Below are 18,398 nucleotides of genomic sequence, written 5' to 3'. Positions count from 1 at the left end.
AAGGTTTATTTAGTCCTATGATCAGGAAAAAATTTCAATAATCTAAAAATCTCGCAAAGACGCGAAGTCGCAAAAAAATAAAAAACTTTGCGTCTCTGCGTCTTTGCGAGATTAAAATTTTGCGAACCTTGCGTAACACTTTGCGATCTTTGCGGTTAAATTCTTAATTCTCACAAAAAGCACTATTTTTGTTACAACAGATAAAAACTAACTATGAAAAAAACATTTTTATTAATGGCAATTACAACCGCAGGAATTTCGTTTGGACAAGGCAAATTGCAATATCCGCAAACTAAAAAAGGAGCAACTGTTGATGTTTATTTTGACACCAAAGTAAGCGATCCATACCGTTGGCTAGAAGATGATAAATCTGCCGAAACTGGTGCTTGGGTAAAAGCTGAAAACGAAGTGACTTATGCGTATTTAGATAAAATTCCGTTTCGTGGAGAACTTAAAAAACGAATGGAAACACTGTGGAACTATGAAAAAATTGGAGCTCCATCTAAGGAAGGAAAATTTACTTATTACTCTAAAAATAACGGCCTTCAGAATCAATCTGTAGTTTACAGAAAAGATGAAAAAGGAAAAGAAGAGGTTTTCTTAGATCCGAACACTTTTTCTAAAGACGGAACAACTTCACTTGGAGGTTTAGATTTTTCTAAAGATGGAAACAAAGCCGCTTATTCTATTTCTGAAGGTGGAAGCGACTGGAGAAAAGTTATTATTATTGATGCCGTTTCAAAGAAAGTTCTAGAAGATACTTTGGTTGATGTAAAATTCAGTGGTATTTCTTGGCTTGCAAATGAAGGTTTCTACTACTCTAGTTATGACAAACCAAAAGGAAGTGAACTATCTGCTAAAACAGATCAGCACAAATTGTATTTCCACAAACTGGGAACTTCTCAAAAAGACGATAAAGTAATTTTTGGGGCTGACAAAAAAAGAAGATATGTAGGCGGATATGTTACCCAAGACAATCGCTATTTAATCATCACAGCTGCCAATTCAACTTATGGAAACGAATTATACATCAAAGATTTGACTAAACCAAACAGTCCAATTGTTACAATAGTAGACAACTTTGACAGCGATAATGGCGTTATCGAAAACGAAGGCAGCAAACTGTTTATCGAAACCGATTTAAATGCTCCGAACAAACGTGTTGTTACGGTTGATGCTTCAAATCCGAAGCCTGAGAATTGGAAAGATTTCATTAAAGAAACTAAAGATATTTTATCGCCATCAACTGGCGCTGGCTACTTCTTTGCTAATTATACAAAAGATGCAGTTTCATTTGTACAGCAATATGATTACAGCGGAAAATTAGTTCGCGAAATCAAACTTCCTGCTATTGGAACTGCAGGAGGATTTAGTGGCAAAAAAGAGGATAAAATTTTATACTATAGCTTTGCCAATTATACAACCCCTGGAAGCATTTATTCTTTAGAACCAAAATCTGGCAAATCTGAAGTGTATCAAAAACCAAAAGTAGATTTCAAAAGCGAAGATTATGAATCGAAACAAGTTTTCTATACTTCAAAAGACGGTACAAAAGTTCCGATGATTATTACTTATAAAAAGGGAACAAAATTAGATGGTAAAAACCCAACGATCTTGTATGGTTACGGCGGATTCAACATCAGTTTAACGCCAAGTTTCAGTATTGCTAATGCAGTTTGGATGGAAAACGGAGGGGTTTATGCTGTTGCTAACTTAAGAGGCGGTGGAGAATATGGTAAAAAATGGCATGATGCAGGAACAAAACTTCAAAAACAAAATGTATTTGACGATTTCATTGCCGCTGCAGAATATTTAATTGCTCAAAAATATACTTCTTCTGATTATTTGGCTATTCGCGGAGGATCTAATGGCGGTTTATTGGTTGGCGCTACGATGACACAACGTCCTGATTTGATGAAAGTAGCCTTACCGGCAGTTGGAGTTATGGATATGCTTCGTTACAATGCATTTACAGCAGGTGCTGGATGGGCTTTTGACTACGGAACTGCTCAAGACAACAAAGAAATGTTCGAGTATTTAAAGGGATATTCTCCTGTTCATAACGTAAAACAAGGAACGCATTATCCTGCAACGATGGTAACAACTGGAGATCATGATGACCGTGTGGTTCCAGCGCACAGTTTTAAATTTGCATCTGAATTGCAGGAAAAACAAACGGGAGAAAATCCGGTATTAATTAGAATTGATGTTAAAGCTGGTCACGGAGCAGGAAAATCTGTTGCCGCTACAATCCAGGAAAATGTAGACATTCAAGCTTTCACGCTTTACAATATGGGGTTTACTTCTTTACCGAAAAAGTAAGACTTTAAGCTAGATTTTATTAGCCACAGATTAAACGGATTAGATGGATTTAAAAAAATCTCTGAAAAACCTTTTAATCTGTGGCTTTTTTATTTCACGCAGATTTTGCAGATTGAGCAGATTTAAAACTTAAAATCTGCTCAATCTGCTCAAATCATTTTAAATCTGCGTGAAACAAATTAGTGCAATTCGTGTAATTCGTGGCAAACCTTTTTTAAATTTGAGAAACTAAAAACTGAAACAATGGAAATTATAAAATGGGGAATTATTGGCTGCGGAAATGTAACCGAAGTCAAAAGCGGACCTGCTTTCCAGAAAGCGCCAAACTCTAGTTTGGTTGCCGTTATGCGAAGAGATGCTTCTCTTGCCGAAGATTACGCTAAACGCCACAATGTCCCGAAATGGTATTCAAAAGCTGAAGATTTAATAAATGATCCAGAAGTTGATGCCGTTTACATTGCCACTCCTCCATCTTCTCATAAAGAGTATACTATTTTATGCGCCAAAGCTGGAAAACCTGTTTATGTTGAAAAACCAATGGCTTTGACTTTTGAAGAATGCAACGAAATGATCAGCGCTTGCAAAGAGCACAATGTTCCTCTATTTGTTGCTTATTATAGAAGAGCTTTACCTCGTTTCTTAAAAATTAAAGAAATAATTGACGAAGGAAAATTAGGAAACATCAGACATGTTAATTGTGTTTTATACCATCCTTTTGAGCAACGTTATGATGACGAAATCAATCTTCCGTGGACCGTTTTACCACATATTTCTGGAGGAGGAATTTTTGTTGATTTGGCTTGCCATACTTTAGATTTTCTAGATTTTGTTTTAGGTCCCATAAAATCTGTGCGTGGACATGCAACTTCTCAGTTAATGGCTTATCCTGCCGAAGACGCGGTTTCAATGTCTTTCTTATTCGAAAACGGAATTCACGGATCTGGCATCTGGAATTTTGCAAGTTTTGAACGCTATGACAATACTGAAATTGTGGGCGATAAAGGAAAAATATCGTTTTCTACTTTTGGAAATGACCCACTTCATATTCAATATGCAAATGGAGAAAAAGAAACGATTACAATAGAAAACCCGCTTCATATTCAGCAGCCGTTTATTGAAACTGTTATTGCCGATCTTTTGGGTAATGGAACTTCTTCATCAAAAGGAACTTCTGGAGCCAGAACAACTTGGGTTATCGATCAGGTTTTGAAAGAGTTTAGAGAAGCTTCGAAATAATACTTAATTAAAACAAAAAGAGGATATTCTTTCGAATATCCTCTTTTTTGTAAACTATAAAAAAAAAATGGAAAAATTATAGGCTGTATTTTACACCTAATGTTAATCCTAAACCAGAAATTCCAACGTAAGAGCTTAACTCGTCCATTTTATCATTTGGTCTAGTTGTATCTGATGTATCTGATGTAGCAGTGTTTGGATTAAACAATACATTATTAGAATTTACATCTAATTTCTTGTGATAGTTTGTATATCTCTGTGATGTATTTCTAGTTGCTAGAGCATCTTGTCCATTTACAGTATATTCTGTTGTTTCTTTAGTTTTACCATGAACAGTAAAGTTGCGGTATTCTAACTCAGCAAAAGCAGAAATGTGTTTTCCTAATTTATAAGATGTTCCTAACGCTGCCATAAATCCAATTGTTGGATTTGGTTTAACCACATCCTTAGAATAGATATCATTTTTTGCTACCTGATTAGCACCTACATAAGTCAAAAGCTCTCTATCCGTTTTAATATCTAATGTACCGTGAATTGGCACGATAACTCCAACTTTAGTATATGGTTCAAAACCATGAGCATCACCTAAAAACATTACAATAGAAGGCGCTAAATCAAATGCTTTGATTTGTCCCTCAGCTGTAAAACTAATATATGTAGCAGCAGTAGTAGCTGGATCGTATCCATAAAGTCTATCTGTTGTTTGAGCCATTGTCTTACTATTACTGATATAGTAGTTTGCAGACATTTCAACCCCTAAACGAGTAGAGAAACGGTAACCAGCTGTAATACCACTTCTGAATCCTTGTCCGAAAGAACCAGTTATACTTTCTCTTGAAACCAATTTATTGTTAGTCAAAGTTCCTGAGTAAACATCTCTATTTGGAGCTTGCCCTCCTACTTCTGGAAACTCAGTTGAAGCAGTTTGATTGAAATATGATCCTCCTAATTTAAAATACCAGCTTTCTGGTTTTTCTGCTTTTTCTGTCTGCGCCATTGCGGTCATAGAGCAAACTAATAATCCTAATAAAAATAGGTTCTTTTTCATAATTTTGATTTATTGATTTATACAAACTTAGACTATATTTAACATATTCTTATAGTTTGCAAAGTTAGACTTGGAACGAAAACGTTATAATTTTGGGCAATATTACTAAAAAAGTATTATGCGTGCATATTTTTAACATAAAAAATTAACATGTGTTTAAATTTTAACTGTTAAATTTTTAGTTCAATTTAAAATTAATCTGCATTTTCTCCAATTCCTGCAATAATTCAGCTGATATTTTGACTTTGAGACGACGGCTAGGCATACTCAATTTCGTCACTACTTTTATTTCTTCAATTTCATTTACCGCTTGTATTTTTGTATCCTCAAGTGCGGCATCTTCATTTTCATTTTCGCCTTCAAAAACAGCATCTTCAGCATCCGCAAAATCGGTTGGTGTTTCTACCTCAACCAATTTTTTTATTTTTTCTAATTCCATGATTTCAAAAGTCACAGAATTATCCCCTTTGTTTTCATTAAAAAGATGGCTCAGTTTATGAATAAACTCCGGATGAAGGTCTTTAATATTTAGCAAAACAATTAGCTTTTTAGCGAAAGCTTCCAAAATATCCTGCAACTGGCGAATCTCAACAAACTGCATTCTCGGATCTGTTTTTTTACCTGTATCGTGATTTACCCAACCGTCTTTGATCAAGATTTTCAAAAAGGCAAAATTGTTTTGAATTAAGAAATGGCGGAATTTCAAATATTCTTCTCCAAAAATCTTAAACTCATAACTTTCGTCATAACCTTCTAAGTTGAATGCTGCCCACCCTTTTCCGTTTTTGGCCACACGATGCTGGACGTTATTGATAATTCCGGCAAACATTAGATTTTTTCCAACATATTCATTCATGCTTTTCAGCGATTCCAGTTTTGAATTACAGAAGTATTTCATTTCAAATCTAAAATCATCAAGCGGATGCCCAGAAATATAGATTCCGACAACTTCTTTTTCTTTTGCCAGTTTTTCCATTGTACTCCAGTCTTCACATGGTGGTACAACCGGCTCTGCAATCTGCACTTCGCTGGTTTCTCCGAACAAACTTACCTGAGAAGAATTTTCATTTTCCTGAAATTTTGATCCGTAACGCATTGCTTTTTCGTAGAACGTAATTCCGTCACCATCATCATGAAAATATTGCGCTCTGGTTGTTCCTTCAAATGAATCAAAACCTCCAGCCAATGCTAAATTCTCAATCGCTTTTTTGTTGGCTGCACGAAGGTCAATTCGTTTCGCTAAATCAAAAATCGATTTATATCTTCCGTCTTTTCTGTTTTCTACAATGGTTTCAACGGCTCCAGCTCCTACACCTTTAATCGCCCCCATTCCGAAACGAACAGCGTAATCATCGTTTACCGTAAATTTATAGTAAGATTCATTCACGTCTGGTCCAAGAACCTGTAATCCCATACGTTTACATTCTTCCATGAAAAACGAAACTTGTTTGATATCGTTCATGTTATTCGAAAGTACAGCTGCCATATATTCTGCAGGATAATGCGCTTTCAAATAGGCTGTTTGATACGCAATCCAGGCATAACAAGTCGAGTGTGATTTGTTGAAGGCGTAACTCGCAAAGGCCTCCCAGTCTTTCCAGATTTTCTCCAGAATTTTGGCGTCATGACCTTTTGCTGCCGCTTGTTCAACAAACTTCGGCTTCATTTTATCTAGTACGTCTTTTTGTTTCTTACCCATCGCTTTACGCAAGACGTCGGCCTCACCCTTTGTAAATCCTGCCAAAGACTGAGACAAAAGCATTACCTGCTCTTGGTAAACTGTAATTCCGTAGGTTTCTGATAAATATTCGGCACAGGCATCTAAATCGTATTTGATTTCCTCATCACCGTTTTTTCTTCGAACGAAAGACGGAATATACTCTAAAGGTCCCGGACGATACAAGGCATTCATCGCAATTAAATCCCCAAATACCGTTGGCTTCAGATCTTTCATGTATTTCTGCATCCCAGGCGACTCATATTGGAAGATTCCAACGGTTTCACCTCTTTGGAAAAGTGCATACGTTTCTTCATCATCAATTGGAAAATTATCTGGATTCAGTTCAATTCCTGTTCTGTATTTTACCAGTTTTACGGTATCTTTTATCAGCGTAAGGGTCTTCAGACCCAAGAAGTCCATTTTCAGCAATCCGGCACTTTCTGCAACCGAGTTATCAAACTGTGTTACATATAAATCCGAATCTTTTGCTGTCGTAACCGGAACGTAGTTCGTAATATCCGACGGCGTAATGATTACCCCGCAAGCGTGAATTCCCGTGTTACGCATCGACCCTTCAAGGATTTTTGCCTGCTGAATGGTTTCTCCTGCCAAATCATCTTCATTGGCGATTGCGATTAATTCTTTTACATTGTCAAATTCGTCAGAACGAAGCGCTTTTTTAACTTCCTCCTCACTTTCCGAAATAAAACGAGCCAAATTCCATTTTGACGGCATCATTCCCGGAATCAGTTTCGCAATTCTATCGGCTTCAAATAATGGTAAATCCAGTACACGCGCCGTATCACGAATTGCCGATTTGGTCGCCATTTTACCATAAGTGATAATCTGTGCCACCTGTTTCTGACCGTATTTGTTGATTACGTATTCCATTACACGTCCACGACCCTCGTCATCAAAATCGATATCAATATCGGGCATCGATACACGGTCAGGATTTAAGAAACGCTCAAAAAGTAAGTCGTATTTAATCGGGTCAATATTCGTAATTCCGAGACAGTAAGCAACGGCTGAACCCGCTGCAGAACCACGTCCAGGCCCTACCGAAACATCCATATTTCTGGCTTCGGCGATGAAATCCTGTACAATCAAGAAATAACCCGGATATCCTGAATTCGAAATCGTCATTAATTCAAAATCCAAACGTTCTTGAATCGATTCTGTAATTTCGCCGTATCTTCTTTTTGCTCCTTCCATGGTAAGATGGCGCAAGTATTTATTTTCTCCACGAACACCACCATCTTCTTCATCTTCGGGCACCATAAATTCTTCTGGAATTTCAAACTTCGGAAGCAATACATCCCGATAAAGCGAATATCCTTCAACCTTATCTATGATTTCCTGAATGTTGATAATCGCTTCTGGCAAATCGGCAAAAAGCTTCTTCATCTCATCTTGCGACTTGAAATAGTATTCCTGATTTGGAAGTCCGTAACGGTAACCGCGACCACGACCAATTGGCGTTGCCTGCTTTTCACCGTCTTTTACACACAATAAAATGTCGTGTGCATTGGCATCTTCTTTATTTAAATAATAGGTATTGTTGGTCGCAATTAATTTTACATTGTGTTTTTGAGAAAACTCAATCAAGGTTTTATTGACACGATTTTCATCTTCCTGATTATGGCGCATTACTTCCAGATAGAAATCTTCGCCAAATTGCTCTTTCCACCAAATTAAAGCTTCTTCGGCTTGGTTTTCACCAATATTCAAGATTTTACTCGGAATTTCTCCATATAAATTCCCAGACAAAACCATGATATCGCCTTTGTATTGCTCAACGATATTTCTGTCAATTCTCGGAACATAATAAAATCCGTCAGTATAAGCAATCGAAGCCATTTTGGCCAAGTTGTGATAACCAGCTTTATTTTTAGCCATTAAAACAACCTGATAACCGTTGTCTTTTTTGCTTTTATCTAAGTGATTTTCGCAGATATTGAATTCACAACCCACAATAGGTTTAACCTCTGTTTCTGTTGGTTCTTCTCCTGCTTCAACCAATGCTTTGTTTTTTCCTGATGCCGCTTTGTTGTGGTTCATAACAGCACTCACAAAATGGAAAGCTCCCATCATGTTTCCTGTATCTGTCATGGCCACGGCTGGCATTCCGTTTTTTGCTGCAGCTGCCACAATATTCCCAACTCCGATAGTCGATTGCAAAACCGAAAACTGTGTATGATTGTGCAAATGCGCAAATTTTGCTGCTTTAAAATCGGCTTTATCTTCTTCTGAAACAACAGTCTGCTGACCTTCTCCAGCTAAAGCTTTAAGCTGTTCTCTGATTTTATCAGAAGCCGCTTTTAAGTTGATGTGTTTTAAACCAATTAACTTAAATGGCTCCGCATTTCTTTCTTGAAATTCTTTGAAATATTCTTTCGGAACATCAAGCTCTTCTTTGGTGAAAACTTCTCTTCTAACCAATTCCAAGAAACAACGCGTAGTTGCCTCAACGTCGGCAGTTGCGTTGTGCGCTTCCGCGAAAGGCTGATCGAAAAGATAACTGTGTAATTCGGTCAAAGTCGGAAGTTTGAATTTTCCTCCACGACCTCCCGGAAGCTGTAATAATGAAGCCGTAACTTCTGTACACGTATCTAGAACCGGCATAGAACTCATTTGAGACTCTACTCCCATTCTATGGAATTCGGCTCCCATAATATTGACGTCGAATCCTAAATTCTGACCTACGATAAATTTGGTTTTGCTTAATGCAATATTGAATTTCTCTAAAACTTCGGCCAAAGTGATTCCATCGGCTTCAGCCAATTCAGTTGAAATTCCGTGAATACGTTCGGCATCGTACGGAATATTAAATCCTTCTGGTTTTACCAAATAATCCTGATGCTCGATAAGCTGTCCCATCTCATCATGAAGCTGCCAAGCAATCTGTATACAGCGAGGCCAGTTATCAGAATCGGTAATCGGGGCATCCCAGCGTTTTGGTAATCCGGTTGTTTCGGTATCGAATATTAAATACATAGAGTTGTAAAAAGTCAAATTTTTAAGTTCCAAATTCCAAAGCGTTTCTATTGCAAACATTTGACAACATGAAACATACCAAAATGCGAAATGAAAAATGGAAGGAAGTCAAATTTACGCTTTTTTTACAGAAATAATAAAGCGAAAGTTGTTAACAAAAGCTTTTTTAACATGATTATGAAAGAATATCAAAAACCCCAAAAAATCACTTAATTCTATTTATTTTTTATTAAAATCTTCGATTATTCATTTTGAACACGCATTGCTCCAAAATGAACACTTTTAAGCTGAGATATACCCTGAACTTTGCTTCATCAAATTATAACAATTAAAAAAACAATAATCATGAAGACAATTTTTATCACAGGCGCATCATCAGGTTTAGGAAAAGCAACAGCAAAATTATTCCACGAGCAAGGATGGAATGTAATTGCAACAATGAGAAATCCTGAAAAAGAAACTGAACTTTCTCAATTAAAAAACGTAACGCTTTTACCATTGGACGTTACTAATTACGACCAAATCCAAACTACAGTTAAAAAAGCTCTTGAATTAAGCGATATCGACGTCGTTTACAATAATGCCGGTTATGGATTGATCGGTCCTTTGGAAAGTCTTTCTGACGATCAAATCACAAAACAATTGGACACTAATTTATTGGGCGTAATTCGTGTTACGAATGCATTTATTCCGTATTTCAGAGAAAGAAAAAGTGGTTCTTTTATTTCAACAACTTCTATCGGCGGATTGATTGCTTTTCCTTTAGGATCAATCTATCACGCAACAAAATGGGGATTGGAAGGCTGGAGCGAAAGCATGGCTTACGAATTAAATCCGTTTGGAATAAATATTAAGACCGTTTCTCCTGGAGCGATCAAAACAGAATTCCTTCACGGTTCGCTTGACACAAGCACTTTGCCAGAATACGAAACAATGACAAATAAAATGTTCGGCAATGTTGACGTTATGTTTGAAATGGCTTCAACTCCAGAACAAATTGCTGCTGTTGTTTACGAAGCAGCAACTGATGGCAAAAAACAATTGAGATATGTAGCGGGCGAAGACGCAAAAGCACTTTACAAACAAAGATTAGAAGTTGGAGACGAAGTTTTTCGTTCTGAATTTGGCAAACAATTTTTTGGAGAATAATATTTTTTGATATGACTATCAAAAAGCATTAAACATTTTTTTAAGCCCCAGCGGGGCAGAATATTTATAGAAATTCAATTAGGCAGATGCACAAGAGCTCCAGCGGAGCGGAATATTCATTATAATATCAGGTATATTTCGCTCCACTGGAGCTCAGCTCTCAATAATCAATACGATTTCTATAAATATTTCGCTTCTCCGAAGCTATTTACAAAATCTAAAAAAGGTGTTCAATACTTTTGGAAAGCCTTATTAATTTTTAAAATTTCATACTTTTATATCATGGAAAAGAAAAATAATACTCCTGCAAAAATCTCTTCTATTTCGCAGTTTCACGACTTGCTTCGATTGCCAAAACCGCTTCATCCAATGGTTAGTTTGGTTGATAATACGCAATTAGTCATGAATGAAGATATAGCAAACATTGCTTTTTTGCTTGATTTTTATAAAATCTCCTATAAGTTTTCTACAAAAGGAAAGATGGGTTACGGTCAGGGTTACTATGATTTCACTGAAGGCGGACTCATGTTTGCTTCTCCCGGCCAATTAATTTTTACTGAAAACGAAGAAGGTGTCGAATATGGCGGTTACACGCTTTTGTTTCATCCTGATTTTATTCGAAATTATCCTTTAGGAAAAAGCATCAAAAAATATGGCTTCTTTTCGTATGACACCAATGAAGCGCTGCATCTTTCTGATAGTGAAAAAACGATCATTATCGGGTTATTAAAAAGCATAGAAAATGAACTCAATACTGCAATTGACGAAATGAGTCAGGACGTAATTGTTTCTTATATTGATGTGCTGCTGAATTACAGCAATCGTTTTTATAAACGCCAATTTATTACCAGAAAAACCATCAGTCACGATTTATTATTAAAAGTCGAAGAAACGCTGGACAACTATATCAGCAATGCCGAAACCTTAAAAAAAGGATTACCTACAGTAGAATTTCTGGCTTCGCAAATTAATGTTTCGAATCATTATTTAAGCGATATGCTTCGAAATTTAACGGGACAGAATGCACAACAGCACATTCACTCCAAACTGATTGAAAAATCAAAAGATTTCTTGATTACCACCAATCTATCAGTTGCAGAAATAGCCTATCAATTAGGTTTTGAATATCCACAGTCCTTTAGTAAATTATTCAAAAAGAAAACTAATTTGACTCCTTTGGAATTCAAAAATTCTTTGAACTAAGCCATACAAAACTCTTCGAAAAATAAATTTCTATGACCTTAATTTTCGTATTAAAAGTTCTAATTTTTTACAAATTTTCACCTCTTGGATGTCGTAGTATTTTGCTGTTTTATTGATTCTAAATAACAGCTAAAATAGAGTGTTAAAACCTCAAAAAAAGCAAAAAAACAGCTGTTTCTAAAATAATTCGAAACTGATAATTATTACTATTTTTATTTAATTTGTTACATATTTGCAAACAAAATACTATATTTTATAGTGCTTTTGAGATAAATTTGCAAACTATTAAAACAAAAACCAATCGAGGAAAATTAAAGCCGAAAAAGAAAAGCAAAATCAATTTTTAAATCATTTTTCTTCCAAATTTTTGTTTACAAATGTCAATTTGCAATTTGTAATTCAGTTTGGGTATCGTATATAATGAAATATTGAAATTGACGCTTTTTTATCTTTTTTTACTTTTGTTTTGCTATTATAATGAACAGGAGATTGCTGTGGTTATAGAAATTACAATTTAAAAAAATAAAAAATGAGTAAGACATTATTTGACAAAGTATGGGATTCACATGTTGTGCGTAAAATTGAAGATGGGCCAGATGTGTTTTTTATTGACCGCCATTTCATTCATGAAGTTACGAGTCCTGTTGCTTTTTTAGGATTAAAATCAAGAGGCGTTAACGTTTTATACCCAGAACGTACTTTTGCAACTGCTGACCACAATACACCAACCATAAACCAACACCTTCCAGTTCAAGATCCTCTTTCTGCAAACCAGTTGAAAGCTCTTGAAGATAACGCAACCGAATACGGAATTTCGCACTGGGGATTAGGTCACCAAAAAAATGGAATTGTACACGTAGTTGGTCCTGAAAACGGAATTACTTTGCCTGGTGCTACTATTGTATGTGGAGATTCGCATACGTCTACTCACGGTGCTTTTGGAGCTATCGCTTTTGGTATCGGAACATCTGAGGTTGAGATGGTGCTTTCTACTCAATGTATTATGCAGCCAAAACCAAAGAAAATGCGTATTAACGTAAACGGACAACTAAGTAAAGGAGTTGGACCAAAAGACGTTGCACTTTATATTATTGCTCAATTAACTACTTCTGGAGGAACAGGTTACTTTGTTGAATACGCTGGTGATGTTTTTGAAAACATGACTATGGAAGGTCGTATGACAGTTTGTAACTTAAGTATCGAAATGGGTGCTCGTGGAGGAATGATTGCTCCTGACCAAACTACTTTCGATTTCTTAGAAGGAAGATTATACGCTCCAAAAGGAGAAGCTTGGACTAAAGCTGTTGAATATTGGAAAACTTTAAAAACTGATGCTGACGCTGTTTTTGATGCTGAATTAAACATCAATGCAGCTGACATTGAGCCAATGATTACTTATGGTACTAACCCTGGAATGGGAATTGGTATTACAAAACATATCCCGAATGCAAAAGAAGTTGAAGGCGGTGAGGAAACTTACAAAAAATCTTTAGCTTACATGGGCTTCAACGAAGACGATGTAATGATTGGAAAACAAATCGATTACGTTTTCTTAGGAAGTTGTACAAACGGACGTATTGAAGATTTTAGAGCTTTCGCTGAAATTGTAAAAGGTAGAAAAAAAGCGGATAATGTTACGGCTTGGTTAGTTCCTGGATCTCACGTTGTTGAAGCACAAATTAAAGAAGAAGGAATTTTAGATATCTTGACAGAAGCTGGTTTCGTATTACGTCAGCCTGGATGTTCTGCTTGTTTAGCAATGAACGATGATAAAGTTCCTGCTGGTAAATATGCAGTAAGTACTTCAAACAGAAACTTTGAAGGTCGTCAAGGTCCTGGTTCAAGAACTTTATTAGCAAGCCCAATTATGGCTGCTGCTGCTGCTGTTACAGGAAAACTAACAGATCCGAGAGAGCTTTTTTAATTTTAGATTGAAGATTTTAGATTTTAGATTGCTGATGTAACCGATTCTCTAAATGTCTTCAAATAAAATTGACTAATATTATTAAAACAAAAACATTTTAGATGCCGTATTTTACGTTTTCAAAAGAAAATCTAAAATCTAAAATCTAAAATCTAAAATTCCAAAAAATGGCATACGATAAATTTAATATACTTACAAGCAGCGGTGTACCGTTGCCAATTGAGAACGTAGATACAGATCAAATCATTCCAGCTCGTTTCTTGAAAGCTACAAAACGTGAAGGTTTTGGAGACAACCTTTTCAGAGACTGGAGATATAATGGAGACGATACTCCAAAAGCAGATTTCGTTTTAAACAATCCAACTTACAGCGGAAAAATCCTTGTAGGAGGAAAAAACTTCGGTTCTGGATCTTCTAGAGAGCACGCTGCGTGGGCGGTTTACGATTATGGATTCCGTGCTGTAGTTTCTTCTTTCTTTGCTGATATCTTCAAAGGAAACTGTTTGAATATTGGTGTTTTACCAGTACAAATCAGCCCAGAATTTTTAGCTAATATTTTCAAAGCTATCGAAGCTGATCCAAATACAGAATTAGAAATCAATCTTCCGAACCAAACGATTACTTTATTGTCAACTGGTGAGCAAGAGTCTTTCGCTATTAATGGTTACAAAAAAAATAACCTAATCAATGGTTTTGACGATATTGATTATTTACAAGATATGAAAGAAGATATTAAGGCTTTCGCCGATAAACTTCCTTACTAAAAAATCAGGTTCAGTCCTTTGAGACCCGACAGGTTTTTGAAACCTGTCGGGTCTTTATAAGTTAAATGAAAAAACAATTGGAACACGGATGAAACTGATTTTATTTTTTAATTAAAGAAAAAATCCGCGCTAATCTGCGTCTACGCGAAAGCGAATCTGTAAAATCAGCGTCCAATTACATCAGAATTATAATATCAATATGGAAAAAAGAAAAATTGAAATAATGGATACGACGCTTCGTGACGGTGAACAAACCTCAGGAGTATCATTTTCTGCTGCAGAAAAACTGACCATTGCGCAATTGTTGTTGGAGGAATTAAATATTGATAGAATCGAAATTGCTTCAGCGCGCGTAAGCGAAGGAGAATTTCAAGCCGTAAAAGGCATTACTTCTTGGGCTGAAGAAAAAGGATATATTAACAGAATTGAAGTTCTAACGTTTGTTGACGGAGGAGTTTCAATAGATTGGATGAAAAAAGCCGGTGCTAAAGTGCAAAATTTATTGACCAAAGGCTCAATGAATCACTTAACCCATCAATTGAAAAAAACTCCTGAACAGCATTTTTCTGAAATCGCTCAAATCATTGCTTCAGCAAAAGAAAATGACATCGAAACTAATGTTTACTTGGAAGACTGGAGCAACGGAATGCGAAATTCTCCAGAATATGTTTTTCAATTTTTGGAATTTTTATCGACTCAACCAATCAAAAGAGTTTTACTTCCTGATACTTTAGGAGTTTTGATTCCGTCTTTGACTTTTGAATTTATTTCAAAAATCAAAGAAAAATATCCAAATATCCATTTTGATTTCCACGCACATAACGATTACGATTTAAGTGTTGCCAATGTTATGGAAGCAATAAAAGCAGGAATCAACGGGCTTCACGTAACGGTAAACGGAATGGGAGAACGTGCAGGAAACGCTCCTCTTGAAAGTACCGTAGCGGTTATCAATGATTACATGCCAGAAGTTAGCATTGGCATCAAAGAAACCTCTTTATATTCTGTAAGCAAATTGGTAGAAACGTTTACAGGTTATAGAATTCCTGCAAATAAGCCAATTGTAGGCGACAACGTTTTTACGCAAACTGCTGGAATTCACGCCGACGGAGACAACAAAAACAATCTTTATTTCAACGATCTTCTTCCAGAACGTTTTGGAAGAAAACGTAAATATGCTCTAGGAAAAACTTCTGGAAAAGCCAATATCGAAAAAAATCTTCAGGAATTAGGTTTAAAATTAAACAACGAAGATTTGAAATTGGTTACCCAGAGAATTATCGAATTGGGTGACAAAAAAGAAACCGTAACTAAAGAAGATCTTCCCTACATCATTTCAGATGTTTTGGACAGCCATACTTACGAAGAAAAAATCACAATCAATTCTTATATGCTGGTTCATTCTAAAGGAATGCGCCCTTCGACGACTTTATCTTTAAATTTAAATGGAGAAATTATTGAAGAAAATGCACAGGGAGACGGTCAATTCGATGCTTTTATGAATGCTCTATCTAAAATTTACAAAAGCAAAAAACTTACGCTTCCAAAATTGATTGACTATGCTGTGAGAATCCCGCCGGGAAGTAGTTCTGATGCCTTGTGTGAAACCATTATTACATGGGTCAACAACGGAAAAGAATTCAAAACCCGCGGATTAGATTCAGATCAAACCGTTGCAGCGATTATTGCGACACAGAAAATGCTTAATATAATTACCTAAGGTTCTAAGTTGCTAAGATTCTAAGTTACTAAGTTTTTTTCTTTGAACTCAGAATCTCAGCAACTCAGAATCTTTTAAAAAAAAACTAAGTCAAAAAGGAAAAAGCCTTAGAACCTTAGCAACTCAGAACCTTAGAACCTTTTAAAAAATATAGAATGAAATTAAACATAGCCCTTTTAGCCGGAGACGGAATCGGACCAGAAGTAATCGATCAAGCCGTAAAAGTATCAGATGCTATTGCACAAAAATTTGGACATGAAATTACTTGGAAACCAGCTTTAACTGGTGCTGCAGCAATTGATGCAGTAGGTGAACCTTATCCAGATGCAACACACGAAGTTTGTAAAAATGCTGATGCTGTTCTTTTTGGAGCAATCGGACACCCAAAATATGATAACGACCCTTCTGCACCAGTTCGTCCAGAGCAAGGTTTGTTAAAAATGCGTAAAGCCTTAGGTTTGTTTGCAAACGTAAGACCAACTTTTACTTTCCCATCTTTATTGGATAAATCACCGCTAAAAAGAGAAAGAATCGAAGGAACTGATTTGGTTTTCTTAAGAGAATTAACTGGTGGAATTTATTTTGGCGAAAAAGGAAGAAAAGATAACGGAGATACTGCTTACGATAACTGTGTTTACACAAGAGCAGAAGTACAGCGTTTGGCTAAAAAAGGTTTCGAATTAGCCATGACACGTTCTAAAAAATTATGCTGCGTTGATAAAGCAAACGTTTTGGAAACTTCACGTTTATGGAGAGAAACAGTTCAAGCAATGGAAAAAGACTATCCAGAAGTTGAAGTTTCATACGAATTTGTTGACGCCGTTGCAATGCGTTTGGTACAATGGCCAAACTCTTATGACGTATTAATTACAGAGAACTTATTTGGAGATATCTTAACAGACGAAGCTTCTGTAATTTCAGGTTCAATGGGATTAATGCCTTCTGCCTCTATGGGAGCTGAAGTATCTTTATTTGAGCCTATTCACGGTTCATATCCACAAGCGACAGGATTAAACATTGCTAACCCAATGGCTACTGTTTTATCTGCTGCTATGATGTTCGAAAACTTCGGATTAATGGAAGAAGGAAAAGCAATGAGAGATGCTGTAAACAAGGCTTTAGAAGCTGGAGTAGTTACTGAAGATTTAGCAAACGGAGGCAAAGCTTACGGCACTAAAGAAGTAGGTGACTGGTTAGCTGCGAACGTATAAAAGTTAATTTTGTTTCAGGTTTCAGGTTGTTGGAACTTGGAACTTGAAACAAATAAAAACTTGAAACAAAAAAGGGATAAACATAAGTTTATCCCTTTTATATTTTAGAAAAAAAATATTAATATTCTCTTCTGTTTCCGCGATCTCCGCCACGGTTATTGTTTCCATAACCTCCACCACGATTGTTTCCTCCGCGATTGTTGTTAAAACTTCTTCTTTCGCCTTCTGGTTTTGGTTCAGATTTGTTTACAACAATTGTACGTCCCGAAACAACAGCTCCGTTTAATTCGTCAATTGCTTTTTGAGCCTCAGCATCATTTGGCATTTCAACAAAACCGAATCCTTTACTTCTTCCAGTAAATTTATCAGTAATAATTTTAACAGAGTCAACTGTTCCATAAGCCTCAAAAGACTCTCTTAAATCTGCTTCCTCAATACTGAATGGAAGGCTTCCAACGAAAATATTCATAAATAATTTTTTATAATAGAAACAAATGTAACTTTATTTCTATCTAATCTACTATGTTATGAATTTATTTAAGTTTTTATTTTGATTTCGTCAATGCTATTCAACTGACAAACTTAATTAACAGTCGTAAAATTGTGTTGTGGCGTTACTGGAATTTTATAAAACACACCTTCCGAAAAGTACATGGTCTGTTTTTCAGCTCCAGAATCAGAATTAATTGCTGTAAATTTAAAAGTTCCCGAAATAGTATTGTCAATAGTATTATACTCTGTCACGATAATCTCTCCGTTTCCTTTATCAGTTCCTGTGCTAAATTCTGCTTCTTGCCCTTTGTAACTGTTTTTATAAGTAGCCTTTGTAGCATCATCTAAGCCTAAAACAAATGTTTTTTCAGATGCTGCAGGAAGCTCAAAACGTATTTGCTCATAACCTAAAGAACCTTCGATTATAAAAGCGCCATTCGATTCTGTTTCAGCTTTATAAACCTGAGCTCTCCAAAAGCTGTTATCTTTTAAAGTCTGAAATGCCGGATTATTAAATCTTACATCCTCCGTACAAGATACAAGCAAAAGTATAAGTGATAAAAAGTAAAAGTATTTTTTCATATTTAAAATGAATTTGATGCAAAAGTATCG

At 35.9% G+C, this 18,398-nt stretch carries 12 protein-coding genes; 8 read left to right on the top strand and 4 right to left on the bottom strand.

The annotated features are described in order from the left end of the window. The first annotated feature begins 213 nt into the window (after positions 1 to 213). Together ABTV69_RS06280 and ABTV69_RS06275 are read left to right on the top strand one after the other, a co-directional pair. Positions 214 to 2,322 (top strand): prolyl oligopeptidase family serine peptidase, encoded by a 2,109-nt coding sequence (locus ABTV69_RS06280; RefSeq protein ID WP_433834784.1) that lies wholly within the window; start codon positions 214 to 216, stop codon positions 2,320 to 2,322. A 243-nt stretch (positions 2,323 to 2,565) separates the two neighbouring features. Beyond that, positions 2,566 to 3,558, top strand: a complete 993-nt coding sequence (locus tag ABTV69_RS06275) for a Gfo/Idh/MocA family protein (protein ID WP_433834783.1) — start codon at positions 2,566 to 2,568, stop codon at positions 3,556 to 3,558. Positions 3,559 to 3,634: 76 nt separating this feature from the next. Here the strand turns inward: ABTV69_RS06275 and ABTV69_RS06270 are convergent, their stop codons facing one another. Together ABTV69_RS06270 and dnaE are read right to left on the bottom strand one after the other, a co-directional pair. Then, entirely contained in the window at positions 3,635 to 4,606 is a 972-nt protein-coding gene (locus ABTV69_RS06270) for an outer membrane beta-barrel protein (RefSeq protein WP_433834782.1), read from the bottom strand. Between the two features lie 178 nt (positions 4,607 to 4,784). Next, positions 4,785 to 9,323 carry a DNA polymerase III subunit alpha gene (dnaE, locus tag ABTV69_RS06265; RefSeq protein WP_433836679.1) on the bottom strand — a complete coding sequence of 1,513 codons (4,539 nt, stop codon included), beginning with the start codon at positions 9,321 to 9,323 and terminating at the stop codon, positions 4,785 to 4,787. Between the two features lie 345 nt (positions 9,324 to 9,668). On the opposite strand from dnaE, the gene ABTV69_RS06260 reads away from it, so the two are divergent. The 6 genes from ABTV69_RS06260 to leuB all read left to right on the top strand — a co-directional run bounded on the left by ABTV69_RS06260 (position 9,669) and on the right by leuB (position 17,294). Further along, the gene (locus ABTV69_RS06260) at positions 9,669 to 10,472 is read left to right on the top strand and encodes an SDR family oxidoreductase (RefSeq protein ID WP_433834781.1); all 804 of its coding nucleotides are present in this window, start codon (positions 9,669 to 9,671) and stop codon (positions 10,470 to 10,472) included. Positions 10,473 to 10,754: 282 nt separating this feature from the next. Continuing rightward, positions 10,755 to 11,675, top strand: coding sequence for a helix-turn-helix domain-containing protein (locus ABTV69_RS06255; RefSeq protein WP_433834780.1), 921 nt, complete (start codon positions 10,755 to 10,757; stop codon positions 11,673 to 11,675). Positions 11,676 to 12,204: 529 nt separating this feature from the next. Further along, a complete protein-coding gene (leuC, locus tag ABTV69_RS06250) occupies positions 12,205 to 13,599 on the top strand; it encodes a 3-isopropylmalate dehydratase large subunit (RefSeq protein ID WP_433834779.1) in 1,395 nt (464 codons plus the stop codon). A 167-nt stretch (positions 13,600 to 13,766) separates the two neighbouring features. Then, positions 13,767 to 14,363: a 3-isopropylmalate dehydratase small subunit gene (gene leuD, locus ABTV69_RS06245; protein WP_026727052.1), complete on the top strand. Its 597-nt coding sequence runs from the start codon at positions 13,767 to 13,769 to the stop codon at positions 14,361 to 14,363. A 199-nt stretch (positions 14,364 to 14,562) separates the two neighbouring features. Further along, on the top strand, positions 14,563 to 16,083 hold the full coding sequence (locus ABTV69_RS06240) for an alpha-isopropylmalate synthase regulatory domain-containing protein (protein ID WP_433834778.1): 1,521 nt from the start codon (positions 14,563 to 14,565) through the stop codon (positions 16,081 to 16,083). Positions 16,084 to 16,238: 155 nt separating this feature from the next. Next, entirely contained in the window at positions 16,239 to 17,294 is a 1,056-nt protein-coding gene (leuB, locus tag ABTV69_RS06235) for a 3-isopropylmalate dehydrogenase (protein WP_289664457.1), read from the top strand. A 118-nt stretch (positions 17,295 to 17,412) separates the two neighbouring features. Here the strand turns inward: leuB and ABTV69_RS06230 are convergent, their stop codons facing one another. Together ABTV69_RS06230 and ABTV69_RS06225 are read right to left on the bottom strand one after the other, a co-directional pair. Then, complete coding sequence (locus tag ABTV69_RS06230) at positions 17,413 to 17,763, bottom strand: RNA recognition motif domain-containing protein (protein WP_433834777.1); 351 nt, start codon at positions 17,761 to 17,763, stop codon at positions 17,413 to 17,415. A gap of 113 nt (positions 17,764 to 17,876) precedes the next feature. Then, positions 17,877 to 18,368, bottom strand: a complete 492-nt coding sequence (locus ABTV69_RS06225) for a DUF6252 family protein (protein WP_433834776.1) — start codon at positions 18,366 to 18,368, stop codon at positions 17,877 to 17,879. Positions 18,369 to 18,398 lie beyond the last annotated feature (30 nt).

This window comes from Flavobacterium anhuiense, assembly GCF_050990855.1.
Classification (GTDB): Bacteria; Bacteroidota; Bacteroidia; order Flavobacteriales; family Flavobacteriaceae; genus Flavobacterium; species Flavobacterium anhuiense_C.
Note: the sequence above shows the minus strand (reverse complement) of the source record. Positions and strands in the feature narration are given on the sequence as shown.

Coding starts and splice junctions, on each gene's coding strand:
- ABTV69_RS06280 (WP_433834784.1), top strand. CDS start 214: ATGAAAAAAACATTTTTATTAATGGCAATTACAACCGCAGGAATTTCG.
- ABTV69_RS06275 (WP_433834783.1), top strand. CDS start 2,566: ATGGAAATTATAAAATGGGGAATTATTGGCTGCGGAAATGTAACCGAA.
- ABTV69_RS06270 (WP_433834782.1), bottom strand. CDS start 4,606: ATGAAAAAGAACCTATTTTTATTAGGATTATTAGTTTGCTCTATGACC.
- dnaE (WP_433836679.1), bottom strand. CDS start 9,323: ATGTATTTAATATTCGATACCGAAACAACCGGATTACCAAAACGCTGG.
- ABTV69_RS06260 (WP_433834781.1), top strand. CDS start 9,669: ATGAAGACAATTTTTATCACAGGCGCATCATCAGGTTTAGGAAAAGCA.
- ABTV69_RS06255 (WP_433834780.1), top strand. CDS start 10,755: ATGGAAAAGAAAAATAATACTCCTGCAAAAATCTCTTCTATTTCGCAG.
- leuC (WP_433834779.1), top strand. CDS start 12,205: ATGAGTAAGACATTATTTGACAAAGTATGGGATTCACATGTTGTGCGT.
- leuD (WP_026727052.1), top strand. CDS start 13,767: ATGGCATACGATAAATTTAATATACTTACAAGCAGCGGTGTACCGTTG.
- ABTV69_RS06240 (WP_433834778.1), top strand. CDS start 14,563: ATGGAAAAAAGAAAAATTGAAATAATGGATACGACGCTTCGTGACGGT.
- leuB (WP_289664457.1), top strand. CDS start 16,239: ATGAAATTAAACATAGCCCTTTTAGCCGGAGACGGAATCGGACCAGAA.
- ABTV69_RS06230 (WP_433834777.1), bottom strand. CDS start 17,763: ATGAATATTTTCGTTGGAAGCCTTCCATTCAGTATTGAGGAAGCAGAT.
- ABTV69_RS06225 (WP_433834776.1), bottom strand. CDS start 18,368: ATGAAAAAATACTTTTACTTTTTATCACTTATACTTTTGCTTGTATCT.